Source organism: Pseudomonas avellanae BPIC 631 (assembly GCF_000444135.1).
GTDB lineage: Bacteria > Pseudomonadota > Gammaproteobacteria > Pseudomonadales > Pseudomonadaceae > Aquipseudomonas > Aquipseudomonas avellanae.
Window position 1 is genome coordinate 15,945 of the sequence record NZ_ATDK01000287.1, and the last position, 21,410, is coordinate 37,354.

Consider the following 21,410-nt stretch of genomic DNA (forward strand, 5'->3'; position numbering starts at 1 on the left):
GATATAGTCACCGTTTAGTCTTTGAATCGGCACCCTATAGACGAATTATTCATAAACCCCGCAGACCGTAAATCGCGAAATCCACATAAAAATCAGGAGATTGCAGAACACGCCCCGACTCGCGCCATTGCAAGCGGCGATGAATGGCTCAGGCGCGATGATGCCCTATCGCCACATCGATAATCGCGACATACGCTTGATGCACGCGCTCGCCGGCCCCTGAATCGTCATAATATCTGTCAGACAACGGAGCGCAACAGTCGTCTAAGCGCTTTCTAACCTGTATCATTACTCGCCTCGAATACAGCACAAGCCCCCCGTGAACAAGCTGGGGCACCCGATCTTTGATGGAGTTAAAAATCTAGCATGAAAGCAATCATTACCGGCATTACTGGTCAAGACGGCGCTTACCTGGCTGAGCTGCTGCTCGAAAAAGGCTATACCGTTTATGGCACCTATCGCCGTACCAGCTCCGTCAATTTCTGGCGTATAGAAGAGCTCGGGATTCAGAACAACCCTAATCTGCATCTCGTCGAGTATGACCTGACTGACTTGTCTGCCAGCATTCGCTTGCTGCAAACCACCGGCGCTACCGAGGTCTACAACCTCGCTGCACAGAGCTTCGTGGGCGTTTCGTTCGAACAGCCGTTGACCACTGCCGAAATCACCGGCATTGGCGCAGTCAACCTGCTGGAAGCCATCCGCATCGTCAACACGAAGATCCGCTTTTACCAGGCGTCGACTTCCGAGATGTTCGGCAAGGTTCAGGCTATTCCGCAAATCGAGAGCACGCCGTTCTACCCACGCAGCCCGTACGGCGTGGCCAAGCTCTACGCGCACTGGATGACCATCAACTACCGCGAGTCGTACGGCATCTTCGCCACCAGCGGCATCCTGTTCAACCACGAGTCGCCACTGCGTGGCCGTGAGTTCGTGACCCGCAAGATCACTGATTCGGTTGCCAAGATCAAACTGGGCCTGATCGAGTCGTTTGAACTGGGCAACATGGACGCCAAGCGCGACTGGGGTTTTGCCAAAGAGTACGTCGAAGGCATGTGGCGCATGCTGCAGGCTGAAGAGCCGGACACCTTTGTACTGGCGACCAACCGCACTGAAACCGTACGCGATTTCGTGAGCATGGCGTTCAAGGCAACTGGCGTGACCATCAAGTGGGAAGGCGAAGCCGAATCTGAAAAAGGTATTTGTGCAGCCACGGGCAAAGTACTGATTTCGGTCAACCCGAAGTTCTACCGCCCGACCGAAGTGGAACTGCTGATCGGCGACCCTGCAAAAGCCAAGGAAGTACTGGGCTGGGAACCGAAGACCAACCTGGAAGAGCTGTGCCGCATGATGGTTGAAGCGGATCTGCGTCGTAATGAAAAAGGCTTTTCGTTCTGATGAGTATTGCCGGCAAGCGCGCACTGATCACGGGTATCAACGGCTTCACCGGTCGCTTCATGGCGACCGAGCTGGCCGCTCAGGGCTGTGAAGTCCTTGGCGTCGGCAGTCAGCCTTCGGACAGTCCTGGCTACTATCAGGTAGACCTGGCAGACGTGGCAGGTCTTCGCAAGCTGCTGGCAGACACTCAGCCGGACATCGTCGTGCATCTGGCGGCCCTGGCGTTCGTCGGGCACGGCGCTGCGGAGGCGTTCTATCAGGTCAACCTGATCGGCACCCGCAACCTGCTTGAAGCCATCGACGCTTGCGGCAAGGCGCCTGACTGCGTGTTGCTGGCGAGCAGCGCCAACGTCTATGGCAACGCGTCATCCGGCATGCTGGATGAAACCACGCCGCCAGCGCCGGCCAACGACTACGCCGTGAGCAAACTGGCGATGGAATACATGGCAAGCCTCTGGCATGCCAGGTTGCCTATCGTTACAGCCAGGCCGTTCAACTACACCGGCGTCGGCCAGGCGGAAAACTTCCTGCTGCCCAAGATCGTTTCGCACTTCGCACGCAAGGCGAACGCCATCGAGCTGGGCAATCTGGACGTGTGGCGTGATTTCAGCGACGTACGTGCTGTTGTCAGCGCTTATCGTGGCCTGCTGGAAACCCGGCCGCTGGGGCAGACAATCAACGTCAGCTCCGGCGTGACGCACTCGCTGCGTGAAGTCATCGACATGTGCAAGCAGATCACCGGACAGGACATCGATGTGCAGGTCAACCCTGCGTTTGTCCGCGCCAACGAGGTAAAGACCCTGTGTGGAAACAATGCTCGCCTGCGAGCGCTGGTCCCGGACTGGACGACCCCCCCGCTTCACGAAACATTAAGCTGGATGTTGCCTGCGGGCTGATCACACGGCTGCTTCAAACAAGGCCTGTCTATTCTGTAGACAGGCCTTTCCTTTTTAACGATCCTTCAAGCCCGTGGTGACAGACTCAGCACGCATGGCTGAATCAGGCAGACGATGATCAAGGTTCTTCACTTCTTCAAAACCTACTACCCGGACACCACTGGCGGGATAGAGCAGGTCATTTTTCAGCTCGCTCAGGGCTGCCGTGCTTTGGATGTGGAAAGTCAGGTTCTGACGCTAAGTCCGACTCCCTCCCCCTCTCGCCTGCAAGTCGCCGACCATCAGGTCACGCGCGCGAAAGAGAACTTCAACGTGGCGTCCACTGGCTTTTCCGCTCAGGTTTTCAGCCAGTTCAGGGAGATGGCCGCAGAGGCTGACCTTGTCCACTTTCATTTCCCGTGGCCGCTGATGGACCTGGTGCATTTTGCCACCCGGCATCAGAAGCCAACCGTTCTCAGCTACCACTCGGACATTATCAAGCAGCGCACGCTTTTGAAGCTGTACAGCCCGCTGATGAACCAGTTTCTCAAACGCATGGACCGTATTCTGGTGGCCTCGCCCAACTACCTGCACACCAGCGAAACCCTCAAGCCTTTTGCCGACAAGACTGTGGTGGTTCCCTATGGGCTGGATCAGTCGGCTTACCCGGTGGTTTCCACGCAAAAACAGTCGGAGTGGCAACAGCGCCTGCCAGGCAAGTTTTTTCTGTTCGTAGGGGTTTTGCGCTATTACAAGGGCCTCAACACCCTGCTCAACGCGCTGGAGGGCGTTGATTACCCGGTGGTGATTCTGGGCGGCGGGCCTCAGGAAGCGGAACTCAAGGCGCAGGCCGAGAAGCTGCAGTTGCGCAACGTGCTGTTTGTGGGCCGGCTGGACGACGAAGACAAGGCGTGCCTTTTGCAGCGCTGCCATGCATTGGTCTTCCCGTCGCATTTGCGCTCGGAGGCATTTGGCATTTCTCTGCTTGAAGCTTCGATGTATGCCAAACCCATGATCTCCTGCGAAATCGGCACCGGCACCACCTACGTCAACATCCATGACGAAACGGGCCTGGCCGTGCCACCGAACGATCCGCTGGCCTTGCGTGAAGCAATGCGCCAGCTGTGGGAAGCGCCTGAGCAGGCCGCTGAGTATGGTCAGAATGCGCTGGCACGATTCCAGAAGCTGTTCACATCTGAGCGCATGTGCGCATCGACCGTGCAGGTGTACCGCGACCTGCTGAAGTGAACATCGCTCACTCCGGTCAATAAAAAGCCCCGTTATCGGGGCTTCTTGTCTGGATGCAAAATGAATCACCCCAACCTGAACCGCGCCGTATTGTCATTCAGCGCCCGGCTGCCCTGACTCAGCGTGTCCGCTGCCTGATTGACCGCCCGCGCGCCTTCCAGCAAGCGCCCGGCAGCCTGATCGACCTGCTGGATATTGCTGCTGACTTCATCGGCGGTCGAGGCCTGCTCTTCGACGGCGGTGGATATCTGCGCCAGCGTATCAGTAACGCCCTGCACCGCTGTGGCGATTTCGCCGAGACGGATACCCAGCCCGGTCACCGATTGCGCGTCGTTGACGGCTTGGCCGCAGGCAGCTTCCATCAGAGTGACCGCCTGGGTCACGGTGGAACGCAGGCTGTCTACGGTGCCGGCAATCTGTGCGGTGGAGGCCTGCGTGCGCTGCGAAAGACTGCGTACTTCGTCAGCAACCACCGCGAACCCACGGCCTTGCTCACCTGCCCGCGCGGCTTCGATGGCCGCATTGAGCGCCAGCAGGTTGGTTTGTTCGGCGATGCCTCGAATGGCGTCCACCACCGATTGAATCTGTTGCCCCTGCTCACTCACCCGACCGAGGGCCGCGGCCGTTTCGGTCAGGCGCTGGTTGAGCTGCTGAATGCTGTCGGTGGTGCGCAGGCTGTCCTGGCTGCTTTGCTCGGCGATTCGACGGGTATGCCGCGCGCTCTCCGATGCCTGCTCACAGCTTCTGGCCACGCCCTGAGACGTCGCCGCCAACTCGGTCGCCGCCGCTGCGATCTGACTGATCTGGTGCTGCTGGTCTTCGACCTCGGTCAGCGTCCCGCTCGATTGAGCATTGAGGGTCAACACGGCATCGCCGACCCGCACCGTCTCCTGATTGACGCCCAGCAGGCTGGTGCGCAACTGCACAACCGCAACGTTCAGCGCCCGGCTGATGGCGGCAAGCTCGTCGCGCTCCTGCACCGCCACTTCGACACACAGGTTGCCGTCACGCAGCGACTCGGCAAGGGTGGTAATACCACTGGCGCTGTTGCGAATGGACGATTGCAGGCACGCGAACAGATAGATCGCCATGGCCACCAGAATGCCGAAGATCACCGCCAGCGGGATGAACTCCATGTTGGAGGTTTCATGGTAGTAATCGAGGCGCCCGTTAAGCGCGTCAAGCGACTGCTTGCGCAGGTCCGACGTACTGCCGGTCAAGGTATCGATACTCTTTTCAAACTCTTCCGGCTTGAGCTTTATGCTCCCGCCGAAAACGCCGTCATCAATCACCTTCAGCTCGGTTTCCAGCACTTGTTTTGTGGCAGCGTATTTGTCCGCCCACGGCTGCAACTGCTCGGGAAGCTTGGAGAGCAGCAGGCTTGCCGCCTTGTTCATTTGCTCTTTGGAGTCGTCAATACGGCCACGCAGATCACGCATTTGCAGACGGCTCTGCAGGCTGAACTGCCCCGACGCCACCGACGTCTGTCCGACACTGGACAAGCGACCGATACGCTCGATCAGGTCTGGCACTTGCTGGGTGGAAAGCTGCATGAGCATGTAGGTTTCAAGCCAGGGGTCGAGAATCAGCCCGCTGTCCATGGCGATTTGTTCGCGCAGTGCCTGGACCAGATTCAACACCGTCGTGAACCGCTCGTAGCCATCCGGCCACCAGCCAACGGTGCGCAGCGATGCAGTGTCCAGGCCGGTAACTGCCGCCTGCAGCGTCTTGAAACGATTCATTGTGTCGGCAGGTGCGCTTTCACGGATCAACGCCGCATTGACGCCCTCAAGCGCTTTGTTAATGTGCGGGATGCCAGCATCGACATTGGCCATCGCTTCTTTGGCAGCAGGGGTTGGCTCGCGCAGGATATCGGAGGCTTTCCAGCGGGCCGCGTGATCGCGCTGAGCGGACAATTCAACGTTGAGGTCGTCGAGCGCCAGCAATTGACGAACGCCTGACTGCTCTCCCGAAATGACATCGAGCTTGTTGCGGTAGTCCTTGGTGATTACCCACACACTGCCTGCCAACGGCAACATGAACAGCAGGAACAAGACCTGAAACTTGCGAGCAAAACCAAAATGCCCCATCAGGCGCATGCCCGGTGACAAAAGACTGTTCATGTCCTGCAACTCCCCGTGAACACCGGCCGGATCTGAACAAACAGAGGCGAGGCTTTTTTTAGAAAAAACACTGACAGCAAAATGCCATGTTCTTGTTTCAATGGCGATACGTGTTGCCTCACATTGGTACGAAAAACGTTGCGGCAGGATCGCTTTCGTAGCAAGTAGTGCGGCAATTGACGCTCCAACCGCATTCAAGCAAGAACCGGACCGCCCTCATCCATCTGAAAAGGCTTTCTCACAACAGCAAATTTTTCACCCTGAGGGCCCCTCGAAAAAAGTAAACTTCACAGAAATCACCCGATAAGTCACCGCGATCTCGCCCTCACAGGAGGTCTTCTCATGACCACCCCGCCCGCGTCGCCGCGCATTGTTGCGCAACCCTCCAAGCCTCAATTGAGCACCGGCCAGAAAAAATTCAACACGCTGATGGAAAAGCTTGAAACCAGACGCAAGCTTCTCCAGCAATGGTTATCGGCTTCGACGACCTGTGAGCAGCTGTGGGCCAAAGAGCTGGTCCCGATGTTCAAAGAGCAAGCCGAGAACGATATAAGCAGGCTGCGCCTGCTTGACCAGGCCTTCGATCAGTTCCGCCTGAGCAAGAAAGACCGTAACACGCTGCTCGATATCATCTGCGCCATGACGATTTCGCTCATGGGCGCAGGGCACGATGAAGAGCTCAAGCAGTTGTATCTCAAATACACAGGTAACGATTTCGACGAAGAGCGGCGACTGGAGGACGAACTGTTCAAAACGTCACTGGAGGAAGAGTTGGGCGTGGAACTGGGAGACGATGTCGACCTGCAATCCATTGACGACGTGACCCGGCACATTGAAGAGCAACTGAGAGAACGGGCCGAACAGGAACAACACTCACAGAAGCCGAAAAAGCCCACTGCCAGCGAAATACGCCGCGAGCAGGAACAGGCAGAAGGCAGCCAGTCGTTGCGCGAGATCTACCGCAAACTGGCCAGCGCACTGCACCCGGACCGCGAGCAGGACGCCGACGAGCGCGAGCGAAAAACGGCGCTCATGCAGCGAGTGAACGAAGCCTACGAAAATGACAACCTGCTGGCGCTGCTGCAGATGCAAATGGAGATCGAGCAGATCGACCAGACCCACATCGACAGCATCTCCGACAAACGCCTGAAGCACTTCAACCGCATCCTGAGCGAACAACTCAGAGAACTGGAAGACGAGATCCACGATCGCAAGATGACGATCAGGGAACAATTCCTGATGGACCCCTATGAGGACATCAAACCCAAGACCGTCAACGGCAAATGTGCGAAGCAGATCAAGGTCATCCGTGGACACCTTGATCAAGCGCAGGACGAGTTGCAGGCACTCACTGACCCAAGGAGCCTGAAGGCCTGGCTCAGAGATCAGAGGGAGATGGCCGACATGCTGGAGATGGCGGAGGAGTTCGATGACCTGGAAATGCTGGACACCCTGTTCCGATAAACCCCCGGAAAACGCCGTCATTGCGGTGGCGTGTGCCTAAGCGATTGATCACAAGCAATTATTTTTCACAGCAACGCTTGACACATATCCGCTTAGCGCGAATAATGCGCGCCACTTGGCTACATAGCTCAGTTGGTTAGAGCATAGCATTCATAATGCTGGGGTCCGGGGTTCAAGTCCCTGTGTAGCCACCAAGTACCGGTTTAGAGGCTTCTCTGAAGCTTTTAAACCAAACAAGAAGCCCGCCTCGTGCGGGCTTTCTTGTTTCTGCTCATCTCATCCTGCATCACCTTATAGCTTCCTGCCGTGCATCCCTGTGTATCCTTGCAAAGTAATTGAACCGAAGGGATACAAGCCGTGAAACGGTCTGAAATCAAGCGCCGGTCGCTCTCCGACACTACTCTTGCGGGTCTTGAACCAGATCTGAAGGAGTACCGCGAACTCCACGCCAATGGCCTTTACTTCCGAGTGAAGCCGGACGGACAAAAGTCTTGGCAGCTGCGTTATAAAAAAGCAGACGGTAAGTGGTTCTGGCTCGGACTGGGCGGATACCCCGAGGTCAGCGGCGCAGCGGCCAGAGCAAAAGCTGCAGATCTTCGCGCCGATACGGCCGAAGGCCGAAACCCGATGGTGACAAAGCAGGCGCGCAAGGCAGCAGAAGCCCAGGCAGCAAACGACACGTTTGAGAAGCTGGCGCGTGAATGGCACGCCTCGCGCATCGGCGGCTGGGACGCAGGCACGGCCAAGCGGATCATGGGTGCACTTGAACGCCATGTGTTTCCCACCTTCGGCAAGCGCCGGTACACCGGCATCCTGTCCATGGAATGGATGGAACTGCTTCGGGGTTTGGAGCAACAGGGCATTCTTGAGCAGATGAGCCGAGTGCGTGCTTACTGCAAAGATGTCTACGATCTGGCTCGCGTGACCGGCCGCGCTGTGAATAACCCGTTGGAAGGAGTGCACAAATTTCTTTCCAGCGGCAAAGCCGAAAACTACGCCCATGTCTCAGCCGAAGAGCTGCCCGCCCTTCTTCGTGCGATCCAGTCATACCCGCATGCCAAAGACGTACAGTTGGGCCTGCGCCTGCTCACCCTGCTGGCGGTGCGGCCCAGCGAGCTGCGTGAAGCCCAGTGGTCCGAGTTCGATCTGGAAAAGAAGCTGTGGACCATCCCGGTTGAGCGTAAGGGCCGCAAAAAAGGTCGAGAGCACCTGGTGCCGCTTTGCCGTCAGGCCATTGAGTTGCTGGAAGAGCTACACCCCATCACCGGCGCGTATCCCCTGCTGTTCCCTGGGCGCAGCGACCGAACCAAGGTGATAAGCAGCTACCGATCATCGGCCGGGCCAGCTGTAGTGGCGGATATCTGTAGGAAGATCGGTCATGGGATTGACGAAACTGAACCAAGAAATCGCACGCGATCTTCAGGGCCTCGCCTGTGACTTAAAATGGTCATCTGTGGCGTTGATGTGGATCGTGGAAAGATTGAGCCTATCGGGCAACGAGGCTGACGCACAGGCCGCGCTGAAGATGCGCATTGTGTTCCATGCTGACGAGGATAAGCTGGCGGGGTATGCGGATGCGATGAAGGCTGGGCGGATTGTGCGGGCGAAGACTGGCTAGGCCGAACACTCGGCATGGCGATCAGGTCACTGATGAGGCTCGCTTAGTATCCGCTGGTCGGCTTTTTAGGTTACGGGCCCTCCAATTCCGCAGGCAGGTTGCAGACAGGCTGCTACCGCAGAAAAATAATCGTTATTTACGGCAAGGTGGCGACACCCTACTATGGTGTCACCTATAAGGATTATAGGCAGCATGAAGAGCAAAGAGCCGCTATGGACCAGGCAGCAACTGGAAGACCTTGTGCACGTACTGGCTAAGGATTCCTCCAAGGTGGTGTTTCGTGAGCATTGCCTTGAGCGCCTTGATGAGCGAGGTGTTACCGCAATGGAAGCGCTCAGATGCCTACGTCGAGGCTCGATAACTAAAGGGCCGACGTATAGCAAGAAACACAGAAACTTTGAGTTTAGGATGAGTGAGCTTCCGCCACGGGACATCGTGTGCATGGTGGTAGCCGTCAATCCAAGCCCTGAGCCTGGCGAAATTTTCGCTATTACGGTGTGGGAGGTATGAAAATGTACAAATACACAGGTAGTGGCCTGGATGGCATCTTCCTGAAAAATGGCTATACGATCGTTGAAACCTCGTATGGTCAGGGCGTAAAGATCGAGGACATCGACGGGCTTCATCGCGCGATAGCCGTCGACATCATTCGCCAAAAGACACCTATGAACGGGCGTCAATTTCGTTTTTTGAGGAAGGAGCAGGATCTTATTCAGGAAGAAGTTGCAGCAATTTTCAGAGTTGACGTTCAAACCATTGCTAATTGGGAAAAGCGTGGAGCTCAGGAAATACCAGGCCCTGCGGATGTTGCAATGAGGGCGTTTTATGCAGCCTACATTCATACAAACTTTGGCCCGATTGTGTTTGAACAGAACGCCGAGCCCCATGAGGGCGCGGCATTTGAGATGGATGGATCTGAATGGAAAGAGTCTGAGCAGCTAGCAGCCTGACCATCTTTTTAAGCCCGGCCAAGCGCTGGGCTTTTTCGTTCTACCCCTTCCTAGCCTGATCCAGCCCCTCAGCCCCCTCCCCGCCCAACCTGAGTTTTCAACCCACTCCGGTCACATATACATAGGCCATCACAGACCCAGGGGCCGACCATGCAACACACCACCGATCTGCATCACATCTGCTCAGCAAACACACCGGTGATGTTCGCCGGCCAGACACACCCGGCCAAGGAATGGGCGCTGATCCAGGGCATCAAGTGGCAGGCGCTGAGGATGCGGCGCTATCGCGGCATGAACTGGAGCAAGGCCCTGGGCGAGGTGCGGCGCGGTCGCAAGCCTACGGGCAGCACGAGTAAAGCAGCGTAGATTCCGGTTGTGGGACGGGTTTGAGTCACAAACTCTCTAATTGTGACTCACCCACCCAATCAGCCGGAGTGCCCACATGGCCACCAGCAGCAAAGACGATTACGACCCAATTCTGGCTGGCGATATCGTCCAGGCGACGAAGGCAAAACAGCGGTCGTTCGATGTGACGAATACACCGGCTCAGTACATGCCGAAGCCGGACCTGGCCGCGCCTGCCGCCGCGCCATCACCGGCTGGCCCGGTCGGGCGCGCTACTCAGCAGCTGTCCAGCCAGCCCACCCCACGACCAATGAGCTTGGCGGATGCCGCTCCGCGTCAGACGTCCTTCGATGCCACCAACACACCAGAGAGATACATGCCTGCATCACAGTCTGCTGGGCAGGGCTTGGCAGCGGCGTCTGCGGCTCCAGGCTCGCGCCAGCCGAACCTTCGTGATGCATTCCCTACCAGCATTGGTGATGGCAGAAGCCCTATCTACGGCGGCATCGGTGCCAATGGCGAGGCGTCATTCAGCAATACCGCATCGACACTCAACTCTGTCGATACCAACTTTACCGCCCCGAATTCCCCCCAGCGCAGGGCATGACATCGTTATCGCAGGCTTGGCAGTTGCGCCCAGCTCAGCCCGCAGAAGCTCCGCAACGCCTAGACCTTGCTAACGCATACCCGGACCGATCTCGACAGACTGCGGGCCAAGAGCCAACCCTTGCGAGCATGGGATCGGTGCGCAACATGGGTGACGGTATCGGCTCGTTCAGCCAGGCCGAGTCGGGAGACGCAGCTCTGGCAGCAACCAGATTTCAGCGCGCCAGTGACTTGCGTAACGGCTACGCAGACCAGGACCGCCTGAAGATCGCATTGGCTCGACAAGAACAGGACCGCAACTTCAACGTAATTGGCGACAGCGGTCGATCATCGCTAGGGCCGAGACTTGATAGACAGCGTGAGGCAAAGGATCAGAGGTTTGCGCAAGAGCGCACCCTGCATTCTCGCAGCTTGGCTGATGCGGTAGATATCGCTCAAAGCGCCGTGGATGATCGGCGCGAAGGTCGGATTACTGACGGCCAGCAACGCCAGGCGGCAAGGTTGGAAGACATCATGACAGCCGGGACCGCTCCGAACGCGACCTTGCTGCAACAGCAGGCCCTCCAGCGCGCACTTGATCCGGACGGTTCCAAGGCGCTGAGTCGCCAACAAACACGGGCCAATATCGACAAAACCACAGCAGAGGCAGACAAGGCGCGGCGTGAAGCATCGGCCACCGGAGTCAAGCTCACTGAATCGCAGTCCAAGGACCTGAACTACTTCGGCAGAGGCAACTCGTCTAATGATCGTCTCGAGGATCAAAGCAGCGCATTGACTGCATCGGCGTCTGGCGATCGAAGCGCCTTTCGTGGTTTGGCGGATGCAGCGATACGCGGCATTCCTTTCGTTGGTGATTCGTCACTGGCCAATTCGCTGGTTTCAAAAGAACGTCAGCAAACTGAGCAGTTCGGCCGGGAATTCGTTTCAGCCATTTTGAGGAAGGACAGCGGCGCGGCCATCACCAATCAGGAAATGGAAACCTACGGCAAAATGTTCCTGGCGCAACCTGGCGACAGCGAACAAGTTCTTGCTCAAAAACACGAATCTCGCGTCACTGCCCTACAGGGCATTCGAGACGGTCTGGGCACCGCCGAAATTCTGGCCGCGCCGCTTGGCAGGCCTGCCGAACGTCCAAACAGACCCCAGCAGCAACCCGCGCAAAACACTCAGACGGCACCAGCCAAAACGCCCATCTACCGGATCAGCACGGAAGAGCAGTTCGCACGACTTCCTTCAGGTGCCAACTTCATTGATCCGCAGGGTGAACATAAACGCGGTGAACAAGGAGCTGCTCCAGCGCGGCGTCATTGAGCCGGGGAACGACGGAAAGGCATCGAGTCTGGTGCGCTTGCCGGGGCTGGGCACGCAACGTTGCTACATCGTGAAAACGATTCCGGGATTGGCTGAAAGCGAGGCTCGGGCCGCCTGAGTGCGTGCCTACTGATCGAGGTAGCGCCGGCTGATTCCCGGCCTCGCCAGCCACTCAACCAACTCCCCATCGAATTGAACAGAGACCAGACTCATGAACGAGATCCAAGCACTGAAAGACCGCCGCGATCAACTGCTGAAAGAGGCTGACCAGTTGCATACCCAGCTACTACCACTTGAAGCCGCGCTGGAAAATGAGCAGTCCATTGAGCCTGCCCAGGAGCGCGAACTGCGCGACAAGTACAACGAGCTGAAAACGCGAAGAAGGATGGTTGAAGAAATAAACCCGCCTCACCTGAAAAAGGGCCCAGTAGGGCCCTTTTTGCTGCTGGCCCATAACCCACAAAATCACCAGATAGCTCTAAGCCGGATTGACGGACGACCTGCACAGTCGTGAGTTTTTATAGCAAAACTGGAAGGCCGCTTTCGGCCCAGAGTGTGTAAAAACGATTTTCGGCGGGATGGGCACGGGCATCTAAAAACCACCTTAAAATCGCGCCCCTACGCAAAATCTGTATCAGTTCACTTGCCGATAAATTTCAGATTTAACATAGAAGCGCGCACTTCAATTTTGGCAAAACGTTTTTACACACTCTGGGTCAGAAGCGGCCGTCGGGTGTCTACGGAACCAGGTGCGTTTCAACGCGCCCTGCCTGGCGCACATAAAAAGCGGCTTGTCGCTCGGTAAGCCGCTTTTTAGTCAATGGTGCGCATCTGGTCACCAAGAGTATTTAACGCTGGTTAGCAGCGTACGTCGCATCCCTGGGTAGCATTCATAAGAATCGTCACAGGTGGCCACATACTCGGTGTCCAACAGGTTTTGTGCATTGACCGAGACGGTCACGTGTTTGTTGATCGGGTAGCTGGCGCCCGCATCGAACAGCGTGTAGTTGTCGATGTGGTAGGTATTGCCGTTGTCGCCATATAGCACGCCGGTGTAACGGGCACCGCCGCCCAGGCTCAAGCCTTTGAGGGGGGTGTCGTTGAAGGTGTAGTTCAACCAGGTGGACGCCATGTGCCTGGGCACGTTGGCCGGGCGTTTGCCTTCGTCGCCGCGATTGCTCTTAGTGATTTCGGCGTGGGTGTAGGTGTAGGACGCGATCAGATCCCAGTGCTGATCCAGCCGTGCCTTGATCTCGGCTTCGATGCCGCGCGATTGTTGTTCGCCCGACGCAACGGTGAAACCGGTATTCACGCCGCCGACGATTTCCGTCGTCAGCACATTGGTCTTGGTCAGGTCGTAAGCGGCCAGCGTCATCAGGATGGCGTCGGTGGGCTGGTACTTCACACCCACTTCCCATTGATGCGCCATGCTTGGGTCGAACGCGCTGCCGTTGCGGTCCGTGCCGGTGTTGGGGGTGAACGACTCGGCGTAGCTGACGTAGGGGGCCAGGCCGAACTCGGTGAGATAGGTCAGGCCTAAGCGACCGGTGAAGGCATTGTCTTTCTGGTTGGAGGAGGCGCCGACATGGTTGTCCAGGGCGTTGCGAACATAGTCATAGCGCCCGCCGGCCGTGACGATCCAGTGGTCGTCGAACTTGATCTGATCTTGAATATAACCGCCGACCTGTTCGATGGTCTGGTCGTAATCAATCGAGCTCAGGCTGTTGGCGGCGTTGGGACGAGCGATTGCCAGGCCATACTGTGGCGCGTTCAGGTTCAGGCCTGGCGCTTGGGTGCGCCAGCGCGAGATATCGGCGTCCTGCCAGGTGTAATCGACGCCCATCAACAGGGTGTGGCTGAGCGGGCCAGTGGTGAAGTCGGCCTGCAATTGGTTGTCCAGGTTGAACGTGTCCATGTGCTGGTCGAAGCGGTCGGCGATCCGCGTCACGTTGCCGGTGTTGGTGTCGACGGCGGTGGGCAGCAGGTTCTGGAAGATCAGGTCGACCTGCCCGTAGCGGGCGTTCTGGCGGAACTCCCAGGTGTCGTCCAGCCGATGGCGGAACTCGTAGCCCAGGCTGAATTGTTCCTGGTCCAGATGGTTGAAGCTGTGATCGCCCATCAGTGTGTTGGTGGTGTGGCCGTTCGGCGTGCTGTATGCGAACAGCGAACCGCCGTTCGAATCGCGCATGAAGTCACTGAGGAGGGTCAGGCTGGTGTCTTCATCCGGCGCCCAGGTGAGGGACGGCGCGATATACAAGCGGTCGTCTTTCAGCGCGTGGCCGTCCGCATAGTCCACTTGGGTATCGACTTCTCGGGCCAGGCCGACCACTCGGTAGAGCAGGTGTTGATCGTCACTCAGCACACCGCCGATATCAAACTGGCCTTGCAGGCGATCATGGTTGCCGCCGGTCAACTGCACTTCGTTGACGTGATTGGCCTCGGGTTTCTTGCTGACCCGGTTGACGATGCCGCCCGCATCCCCTTGGCCGAACAGGCTGGACGCCGGGCCACGGACGACGTCTATACGGTCCAGGGAGTAGGGTTCGCTGCGGAAAAATGCGTAGCTGTTGTTTTGCTGACGCAGCCCATTGAGGTAGTCACTGCTGGCCTGGCCGTTGAAGCCGCGAAGGTACAACCAGTCAAAGCCCTTGGGGTCCAGGCCGTAGGCTTCAACCTTGACGCCGGGTACGTAGCGCAACGCGTCGGTGACGGTCTGCGCGCCCTGGGCCTGCATTTGCTGGCGGGTGATCACGGAGATCGACTGCGGGATTTCGATGATCGGTGTGTTGGTCTTGGTGCCTGCGCTGCTGCGGGTGGCCACGAAACCTTCCATCGGGCCAGCGGCCGACTCGACTGCTTTGCCGGTGATGCTGGTGGGGTCCAGTTGCAGGGTTGCGTCTACGACTGGGATCAGCGAGTAGCTGCCGTTACTCAGCAGCACCGCCTGCAATTTGCTGCCGGCCAGCAGTTGGCGCAGGCCTGAGTCCACCGTATAGGCACCGTGTAATCCACGCGAGCGCTGCCCTTGCGCCTGGGAGGGGTCGAACGAAATGTTGACCCCGGCCGTCGCTGAAAACTGCGCCAGTGCGCTGTCGACAGAGCCGGAGGGGATATCGAACTGGCGGGTTGCGGCCGTCTGCGCCCAGGCGGGCGCGGCCACGATGATTGATGTGAGCGGCGCGCTCAGGGCCATGCCGAGCAACGTGCGGCGCACGATGCGGGTGAGTGAAGCGGGTTGTTGAGTGGCTGGCTTGTGTACGGACATACCGTTTCCTTTCGCCCAGTGGCAGTAGAGTAAGAGCGGCGTCTGATGCGCCTCTATCTACCAAGTCGAATGAGAATTTGAATCAACAACCCCCCGTGGGTATTTATTATCCGGCACGTGTTCAGACCGACTCCACGCGCGTCCAGTAGCGACTGAAGTAGCGGATGCGCACAGGCAGGGTCGAGGACAGGTTTTCCAGGATCGTATCGATACTGCTCAAGTGAAACGCCCCCGAGATACGCAGCGCCGCGACCTGCGCCTGGCAGCCCAAATGCCCGTGACGGTAGCGCTGGAGTTCAAGGATCAAATCCTCCAGGCGCCAGTTGTTGACGACCAACATGCCGTGGGTCCAGGCATCGGCATCGGGGCTCGCCGGCTCCACGCTACCCACCTGGCCTTGGCTGAACCACACCTGCTGGCCCGCTTCCACCCGCACTGTCGACGTACGGGTTCCGCTGCGCACTTCGACGGCATGTTCAAGCACACAGACCCGGGTTTGAGCGTCTTCGCAACGCACGATAAAGCGTGTACCGAGCGCGCGGATACTTCCTTCGCGGGTGTGCACCACGAAGGGCCGGGCCTGGGCATCGCGCGCGGTTTCGATGAGGATTTCCCCGCTAAGCAATTGCAATTCGCGAAGGCTTGGGCTGAAGTGAATATTCATCGCGGTGGCGGTATTGAGGCGTACCTGACTACCATCTTCCAGGCGCAGGCTTTTGCTTTCGCCTATGACAGTGCGCTGGTCTGCCACCAGTGACGGCAGTGCAGTGTTGCGCCAGGCCAACGTGCCGGCACCACCGGCCGCAAGCAATAACGACAGTACCTTGAGCGCTTCACGGCGCTTGACCCGCACGCTGTTGAGCGTTGGTCGAGCAATACCGGGGCCGACCCAATCAAAGCGTTCCTGCAGTTGGATCAGCCGCTGCCAGGCCTGACGATGCCCGGGCGCACCCTCAAGCCAACGCCGATGCGCTTCCTGGGTGGCTTCATCGGCGTCATCACATCGCAAGTCGACGTACCAGCGCGCCGCGGCTTCAAGGGTTGCGTGATCCAGTGCCACGCCTTACTCCTCCGTGGCCAGCAGGCAATGCATCAACGCGCGCACCGCGTGTTTCTTGACAGTGTTGACCGACACGTGCAGTTGTCGTCCGATCTCCACATAGCTCAAGCCGTCCAACTGGGCCATCAGGAAAATCTCCCGAGTGCGAGCGCCCAGGCCATTCAAGATCCGGTCGACTTCCAGCAAGGTTTCAATGATCAGAAAGCGTGTTTCCGGCGAGATATCCAGCGCTTCGGGTCGGGAAGCCAGCGTTTCCAAGTACGCCTGTTCCACCGTCCGGCGCCGGAACATATCGATCATCAGGCTGCGCGCGATGGTGCTCAAATACGCACGCGGCTCACGCAGTTCAGGCGCCTTGCGTTGGGTCAGAACCCGCATGAAGGTATCTTGAGCCATGTCCGAAGCGTGATCGACACAGTCCAGGCGTTTGCGCAGCCAGCCACACAGCCAGCGATGATGATCGGCGTAGAGGGTATGTACGGTCTGTTGATGCACGTGGTCGACGGAGGACATAGCTCAAACCTGAAAAGGTCTTTATGATAATGAATCTCATTTTCGTGTTTATTGGATGATTTTGCAATACTGGAAATGGGGCAGGCTTCGTCGTTGCGACTGTGAGCCCGTTACGGTAGTGGCTTGGGCCAGTTGCCTAAACGTCCGCTTTTGGCCGACTCCTGCCCGCCATGGCCGGCAAAGAGCTGCAGGGAGCGGTCTGCCGGCAGCATCAATATAGGCGCGTTGTGCGTGGGCAACCATCGTCTGGCGTTTGTGGTAGGCGCGGCCTTGGCCGGCCCGCTGCTGCACATGCTGGGTCACGAGTCGGGCGGCTTTATCGCCAAATCGTTAACCCAGCGCTCGTTTTCACACCACGAATCGGTTAACCAAATGATTCAGGTTAACCGCCAGTTTTGACATTTCACCGCATGCACTGGCTGTCTGGCTGGCACCTGCCGCACTCTGCGTAGCCAGTTCGCGAATACTGACCAGATTGCGGTCAACCTCACGGGCAACATGCGACTGCTCTTCAGAGGCTGTGGCGATCATGAGGTTACGTTCATTGATCTGAACAATGGCCGTTGCTATTTGATCCAGCGAGGTACTGGCCTCCTGGGCGACGCCAAGCGATTCGGTCGCCAGGTCTCTGCTTGTGTTCATCGCCTTCACGGCCAGGTCAGAATCGTTCTGAATGGCAGCGATCATCTGCTCGATTTCCTGGGTAGACACCTGGGTGCGATGGGCCAAAGCCCTAACTTCGTCAGCAACCACCGCAAACCCACGACCTTGCTCGCCAGCTCGTGCGGCCTCGATAGCGGCGTTCAAGGCCAACAGATTGGTTTGTTCTGCAATCGCCCGAATTACCTCAACAACTTTAGTGATGCTTTGGGCACGATCTGACAACCCTTGAATCTGTTCGCTCGTGTTCTCAACGTTACCGTTCAGCTTTTGAATGGACTTCAATGTCTGAGCCACTCGCGCCAAACCTACCTCGGTATAGCCTTGGGTGCGCTTTGACTCTTCGGAAGCTGACTCCGCGTTACGAGCGACCTCATCAACAGCCGCGCTCATTTCTGTGACCGCTGTGGCCGCTTGATTGACCTCATCATTTTGAGCGACAAGACCCCGACTCGACTCCTCAGTGACCGCAGTCATCTCCTCTGATGCAGAGGCCAACTGGGTGGAGGAGTCGGATATCTCCATGATGGTAGTGCGCAGGTTTGTCTGCATCTGCGCGAGCGCTTTCAACAGTCGCCCGGCTTCATCAGTCCCGCTGACCAATACCTCCCTGGAGAGGTCACTGGCCGCGATACGCTCTGCCACAGACAGGGCATCGTTAATCGGAGAAGTAATGCTTTTCGTCAGCAGTAATGCCAAGCCAACCGTCAAGAGGACCACCCCCGTTATAAGGCCGACAACCAGCCAAAGGCCATTGTCATAGAGATCGGTCGCGGTTTGCCCAGCCTTCGCTGCGCCTTTATCATTGTAGGTGGTCAAGTCCTTGATCTGCTGCTCCATGGTATTCGTCAGCGGGCGAATGCTTGTACTCACTTGGCTGACTGCCGCCGCGATGTCACCCTGCCTCATCAACGGTTCAAGAATATCCAGTTGCCTGGAATAGGCATCGGCACTGTTTTTCACCGGTGTGTAAAGCGAGCGCTCTTCATCGCTCGCTATGAGGGGCTCATAATTGGCCACTGCATCGGTGAACGCCTTGCGGTAGCCAGCGAAGCTTTCAATGTTCTTTTGAATGGATTGGGGGTCAGCAAGGCCTCGCTGTGTTTCGAGCCTCAGCCGCAGGGTCGCATTGTTCATCAACGCCGTTTGTCGGATGCTGGCCATCCAATTGAGCTCGACGTCTTTTTCGGCATCCCTCAGCTTGCCCATTTGCAGGACTGCGAACGCGCCGAGCAGAAAAACCAAAGCGATTATTAAAGCGAAAAACAGGGCAGCTCGTGGAGCTACATTGAGGTTTCTAAGGCGCATACGAGATTCCTGTTTTCCGACGGTTGTTGATATGTTCAACAGGATATCGACCCAAAGCTGGAAACTTTAAGGATGTCGTAGCTATGCTCAACAAGGATGGCTCACGAAGGGCCAGCATTTCTTATGAAGGAGCAACACATGCGCAAACTCGTACTTTCCATGACTGCCGCACTCTTCCTGGCAGGTGCCGCAGCACCAGCAGCTTTCGCAGAGAGCGAGCTGGAAAAGGGCGTCAGACACGACAACCGTGAACTGGATAAAGGCGTTGATCATGACGCCAAAGAAGTGGACAAAGGCGTAAAGCACGACGCGGCTGAGGTCGACAAAGGTGCCACGCATGACGATAAGGAACGTCACAAGGCTGACAAGCACATCGATAAAGAGGTCAAAAAGGATCTCTGACAGAAGGCCTGCCACCGTGCAGGCCTTTTTATTCTGCGCAGATTTGAAAGTTGAAGCGATGACAGGACATCATGTTCAGGAACCGGACCACACTCATGTGATCCGGCCTCTGTTACTGGATATACGGTCAGATCTTGAAGCTGTCGACCAATTGTTTCAAACGTCCGGCTTGCTGTGAAAGCGCAGCGCAATCCTTGAGGGTTTCATTAAGGTTGGCGACGCCTTGCTGATTCAGTGTGTTGATCTGGTTGATATCGATGTTGAGTGTTTCAACAACAGCGGTCTGCTCTTCTGTGGCGGCTGCGACAGACTGGTTCATGCCGTCGATTTCGCCAATACGACGCGTTACATCGCGCAGTCGACTTCCCGCCTGATTAGCAACTTCGACACTTTCCTGACTCGACACCTGACTTTCGTTCATGTTGAGCACAGCGTGCTGTGAGCCGGTCTGCAAACCACCGATCATCTTGTGAATTTCGTCTGCGGATGTCTGAGTGCGATGAGCCAGGTTACGCACTTCATCGGCGACGACCGCAAAACCACGGCCCGCTTCACCCGCACGCGCAGCTTCGATGGCGGCGTTGAGGGCCAGCAGGTTAGTCTGTTGCGAAATGCCTTTGATGACATCGAGGATGTGGCCGATGTTGTCGGTGCTGGCATTGAGCTGCTCGATCTGCGTGCAGGAATCGCTGATCTTGGTGGACAACTCGCTCATGGCGTTGATGGTCTTTTCAACCACTACCTGACCGTCTTCAGCCTGAGTCCGGGCTTCACTGGCCTGAATCGAGGCGTCCGATGCGTTGCGGGCAATTTCCTGGGTCGCAGCGCCCAGCTCGTTGATGGCGGCGGCCACACTATTGGTGCGGGCGCTCTGCTCGTCAAAGCCGACGATTGACGAGTTGGAAGAGTTGACCACCCGTTGCGACAGGTCATGCACCTGCAGCGTGGCAGAGGAGACCTCGGCAATGGAAGCATGCACGCGCTCTACGAACTGGTTGAACGAGCCGCCCAGTTCGGCGAACTCGTCCTTGCCCTGAATACTCAGGCGTCGGGTCAAGTCACCCTCGCCCTGGGCGATGTCCTGCATTGCCCGACCCATGTCGGTCAGTGGGCGCATCAGTGCACGAATCAGCAGGCTCAACAGCAACGCAATCACTGTCACGGCAATCAACACGGCGACCATCGCCGAGCTGCGGAACTGACTCAACGGTGCGTAGGCCTTGTCCTTGTCGATCGACAAACCGATGTACCAGTCGGCCGAGGGCAGGCCCGTGATCGGGGTAAACGACAACAGCCTTTGCTGGCCATTGAGGGTGACCTCACGCAAGCGCGCATCCAGACTGAGGGTCTGACCGGGGTAGATGTCTTTGAGGTTTTTCATGACCTGGTCTTTGTCCGGGCTGACGATAATCTGCCCATCGCCACTGACCAGAAAGGCGTAGCCGATACCGCCGAACTCGACCGAGTTGATGATCTTGACCAGCGTGTCCAGGCTCAGGTCACCGCCCGCCACACCGCTCACCTGACCTGCAGTTTTGATCGGGCTGGCGATGGTTACCACCAGGCCGCCGACAGAAGCCAGATACGGCGCACTGAGAATGGTTTTGCCGGCGTCGACCGTGGATTTGTACCAAGGCCGCTGACGTGGGTCGTAACCCGCTGGCATATCGACATTGGGCCGCTGAGTGAACACGCCTTTACTGTCACCGACGTAGGTGAACTGAAAGGTCGACACCAGTGAAGACTGCGACACCAGCCCGTTCAGGTCGGAATTCACGCCCTGAAACGCGACGTTCTGGGCGAGGTTTTCCAGCACCAGAATGCGTCCGCTCAGCCAGTTCTGCACGCTGCTGGCGGTCAGTTGCCCTGCCTGCCCCACCGAGGACTCCAGGTTCTGGTTGATGGTGGTGCGCTGCAGGTAATCGTTGTACAGGGTGAACAGCGCGAACGCCAATACCACAACGCCGGACGCGGCCAGCAGGATTTTATGACGAAACTTTAAAGTAATTACGAGGCATCTCAACAGGGACAGAGGGGTTCGGCTGCCTGAGCAACTTGCTGTACAAGAATGTCATTCCCTGTAAGCAATGAGCCTACAAAAAGAAGGTTTTCACTGCCCGAATATAGACAGCATTTTGACGTTTTTTTAATGACAACAATACGTTGCCTGGAGGTGCCCGGCGGTCACTTATAACCGTGCCCTGCCTTGATTGAAAGCCCGTCGGTCTTTTTTAATATTCCAGCATTTTTTATTTTAGCTTCGC

17 protein-coding genes, 1 tRNA gene and 4 pseudogenes are annotated in these 21,410 nt (G+C 57.3%); 15 read left to right on the forward strand and 7 right to left on the reverse strand.

Annotated elements, in window-relative coordinates; genetic code table 11:
* The first annotated feature begins 366 nt into the window (after positions 1-366).
* From gmd to DW49_RS0117275, 3 genes are all read left to right on the forward strand, one after another.
* Positions 367-1,398 carry a GDP-mannose 4,6-dehydratase gene (gene gmd, locus DW49_RS0117265; protein WP_003382222.1) on the forward strand — a complete coding sequence of 344 codons (1,032 nt, stop codon included), beginning with the start codon at positions 367-369 and terminating at the stop codon, positions 1,396-1,398.
* Positions 1,398-2,294 carry a GDP-mannose 4,6-dehydratase gene (locus tag DW49_RS0117270; RefSeq protein ID WP_024420062.1) on the forward strand — a complete coding sequence of 299 codons (897 nt, stop codon included), beginning with the start codon at positions 1,398-1,400 and terminating at the stop codon, positions 2,292-2,294. Before gmd ends, DW49_RS0117270 begins: the two co-directional genes overlap by 1 nt.
* A 114-nt stretch (positions 2,295-2,408) precedes the next feature.
* Entirely contained in the window at positions 2,409-3,521 is a 1,113-nt protein-coding gene (locus DW49_RS0117275) for a glycosyltransferase family 4 protein (protein WP_005615093.1), read from the forward strand.
* 65 nt (positions 3,522-3,586) lie between these two features.
* Here the strand turns inward: DW49_RS0117275 and DW49_RS0117280 are convergent, their stop codons facing one another.
* Positions 3,587-5,644, reverse strand: coding sequence for a methyl-accepting chemotaxis protein (locus DW49_RS0117280; RefSeq protein ID WP_024420063.1), 2,058 nt, complete (start codon positions 5,642-5,644; stop codon positions 3,587-3,589).
* A 342-nt stretch (positions 5,645-5,986) separates the two neighbouring features.
* Here DW49_RS0117280 and DW49_RS0117285 point away from each other — a divergent pair, with 342 nt between their 5' ends.
* The 10 genes and pseudogenes from DW49_RS0117285 to DW49_RS1000000130395 all read left to right on the forward strand — a co-directional run.
* Entirely contained in the window at positions 5,987-7,108 is a 1,122-nt protein-coding gene (locus DW49_RS0117285; RefSeq protein WP_005615088.1) for a J domain-containing protein, read from the forward strand.
* Positions 7,109-7,225: 117 nt separating this feature from the next.
* A tRNA-Met gene (locus DW49_RS0117290) sits at positions 7,226-7,302 on the forward strand.
* 163 nt (positions 7,303-7,465) lie between these two features.
* A pseudogene (locus tag DW49_RS0117295) lies at positions 7,466-8,419 on the forward strand (tyrosine-type recombinase/integrase); the annotation flags it as partial.
* Between the two features lie 67 nt (positions 8,420-8,486).
* Entirely contained in the window at positions 8,487-8,726 is a 240-nt protein-coding gene (locus DW49_RS1000000133135) for a hypothetical protein (RefSeq protein ID WP_024533370.1), read from the forward strand.
* A gap of 192 nt (positions 8,727-8,918) precedes the next feature.
* Positions 8,919-9,236, forward strand: coding sequence for a DUF4258 domain-containing protein (locus DW49_RS1000000134050; protein ID WP_024420065.1), 318 nt, complete (start codon positions 8,919-8,921; stop codon positions 9,234-9,236).
* Positions 9,233-9,676 (forward strand): helix-turn-helix domain-containing protein, encoded by a 444-nt coding sequence (locus DW49_RS0117310; protein WP_024420066.1) that lies wholly within the window; start codon positions 9,233-9,235, stop codon positions 9,674-9,676. Before DW49_RS1000000134050 ends, DW49_RS0117310 begins: the two co-directional genes overlap by 4 nt.
* 150 nt (positions 9,677-9,826) lie before the next feature.
* Positions 9,827-10,042 (forward strand): hypothetical protein, encoded by a 216-nt coding sequence (locus DW49_RS1000000133140; RefSeq protein WP_032617203.1) that lies wholly within the window; start codon positions 9,827-9,829, stop codon positions 10,040-10,042.
* Positions 10,043-10,118: 76 nt separating this feature from the next.
* The gene (locus tag DW49_RS1000000133705) at positions 10,119-10,628 is read left to right on the forward strand and encodes a hypothetical protein (protein WP_005615080.1); all 510 of its coding nucleotides are present in this window, start codon (positions 10,119-10,121) and stop codon (positions 10,626-10,628) included.
* A 146-nt stretch (positions 10,629-10,774) separates the two neighbouring features.
* Positions 10,775-11,938 (forward strand): hypothetical protein, encoded by a 1,164-nt coding sequence (locus DW49_RS1000000129090; RefSeq protein ID WP_147477485.1) that lies wholly within the window; start codon positions 10,775-10,777, stop codon positions 11,936-11,938.
* A 211-nt stretch (positions 11,939-12,149) separates the two neighbouring features.
* Positions 12,150-12,317, forward strand: a pseudogene (locus DW49_RS1000000130395) (chromosome segregation protein SMC); the annotation flags it as partial.
* 456 nt (positions 12,318-12,773) lie between these two features.
* Here the strand turns inward: DW49_RS1000000130395 and DW49_RS0117330 are convergent.
* The 3 genes from DW49_RS0117330 to DW49_RS0117340 form a co-directional block, all read right to left on the reverse strand.
* Positions 12,774-15,203, reverse strand: a complete 2,430-nt coding sequence (locus DW49_RS0117330) for a TonB-dependent siderophore receptor (protein ID WP_005615073.1) — start codon at positions 15,201-15,203, stop codon at positions 12,774-12,776.
* Between the two features lie 121 nt (positions 15,204-15,324).
* The gene (locus DW49_RS0117335) at positions 15,325-16,263 is read right to left on the reverse strand and encodes a FecR domain-containing protein (RefSeq protein ID WP_005615070.1); all 939 of its coding nucleotides are present in this window, start codon (positions 16,261-16,263) and stop codon (positions 15,325-15,327) included.
* 3 nt (positions 16,264-16,266) lie between these two features.
* Positions 16,267-16,776: a sigma-70 family RNA polymerase sigma factor gene (locus DW49_RS0117340; protein ID WP_005615067.1), complete on the reverse strand. Its 510-nt coding sequence runs from the start codon at positions 16,774-16,776 to the stop codon at positions 16,267-16,269.
* A gap of 216 nt (positions 16,777-16,992) precedes the next feature.
* Between DW49_RS0117340 and DW49_RS1000000134285 the strand changes: the two are divergent.
* Positions 16,993-17,094 (forward strand): annotated as a pseudogene (locus DW49_RS1000000134285) (DUF927 domain-containing protein); the annotation flags it as partial.
* A gap of 30 nt (positions 17,095-17,124) precedes the next feature.
* On the opposite strand, the gene DW49_RS0117345 reads toward DW49_RS1000000134285, so the two are convergent.
* Positions 17,125-18,744: a methyl-accepting chemotaxis protein gene (locus tag DW49_RS0117345; RefSeq protein ID WP_005615064.1), complete on the reverse strand. Its 1,620-nt coding sequence runs from the start codon at positions 18,742-18,744 to the stop codon at positions 17,125-17,127.
* A 138-nt stretch (positions 18,745-18,882) separates the two neighbouring features.
* On the opposite strand from DW49_RS0117345, the gene DW49_RS0117350 reads away from it, so the two are divergent.
* Positions 18,883-19,146, forward strand: a complete 264-nt coding sequence (locus DW49_RS0117350) for a hypothetical protein (RefSeq protein WP_005615061.1) — start codon at positions 18,883-18,885, stop codon at positions 19,144-19,146.
* Between the two features lie 127 nt (positions 19,147-19,273).
* Here DW49_RS0117350 and DW49_RS1000000134290 read toward each other — a convergent pair whose 3' ends face one another.
* Entirely contained in the window at positions 19,274-20,125 is an 852-nt protein-coding gene (locus DW49_RS1000000134290; RefSeq protein ID WP_370445403.1) for a methyl-accepting chemotaxis protein, read from the reverse strand.
* Between the two features lie 54 nt (positions 20,126-20,179).
* Positions 20,180-21,106 (reverse strand): annotated as a pseudogene (locus tag DW49_RS1000000134295) (cache domain-containing protein); the annotation flags it as partial.
* Positions 21,107-21,410 lie beyond the last annotated feature (304 nt).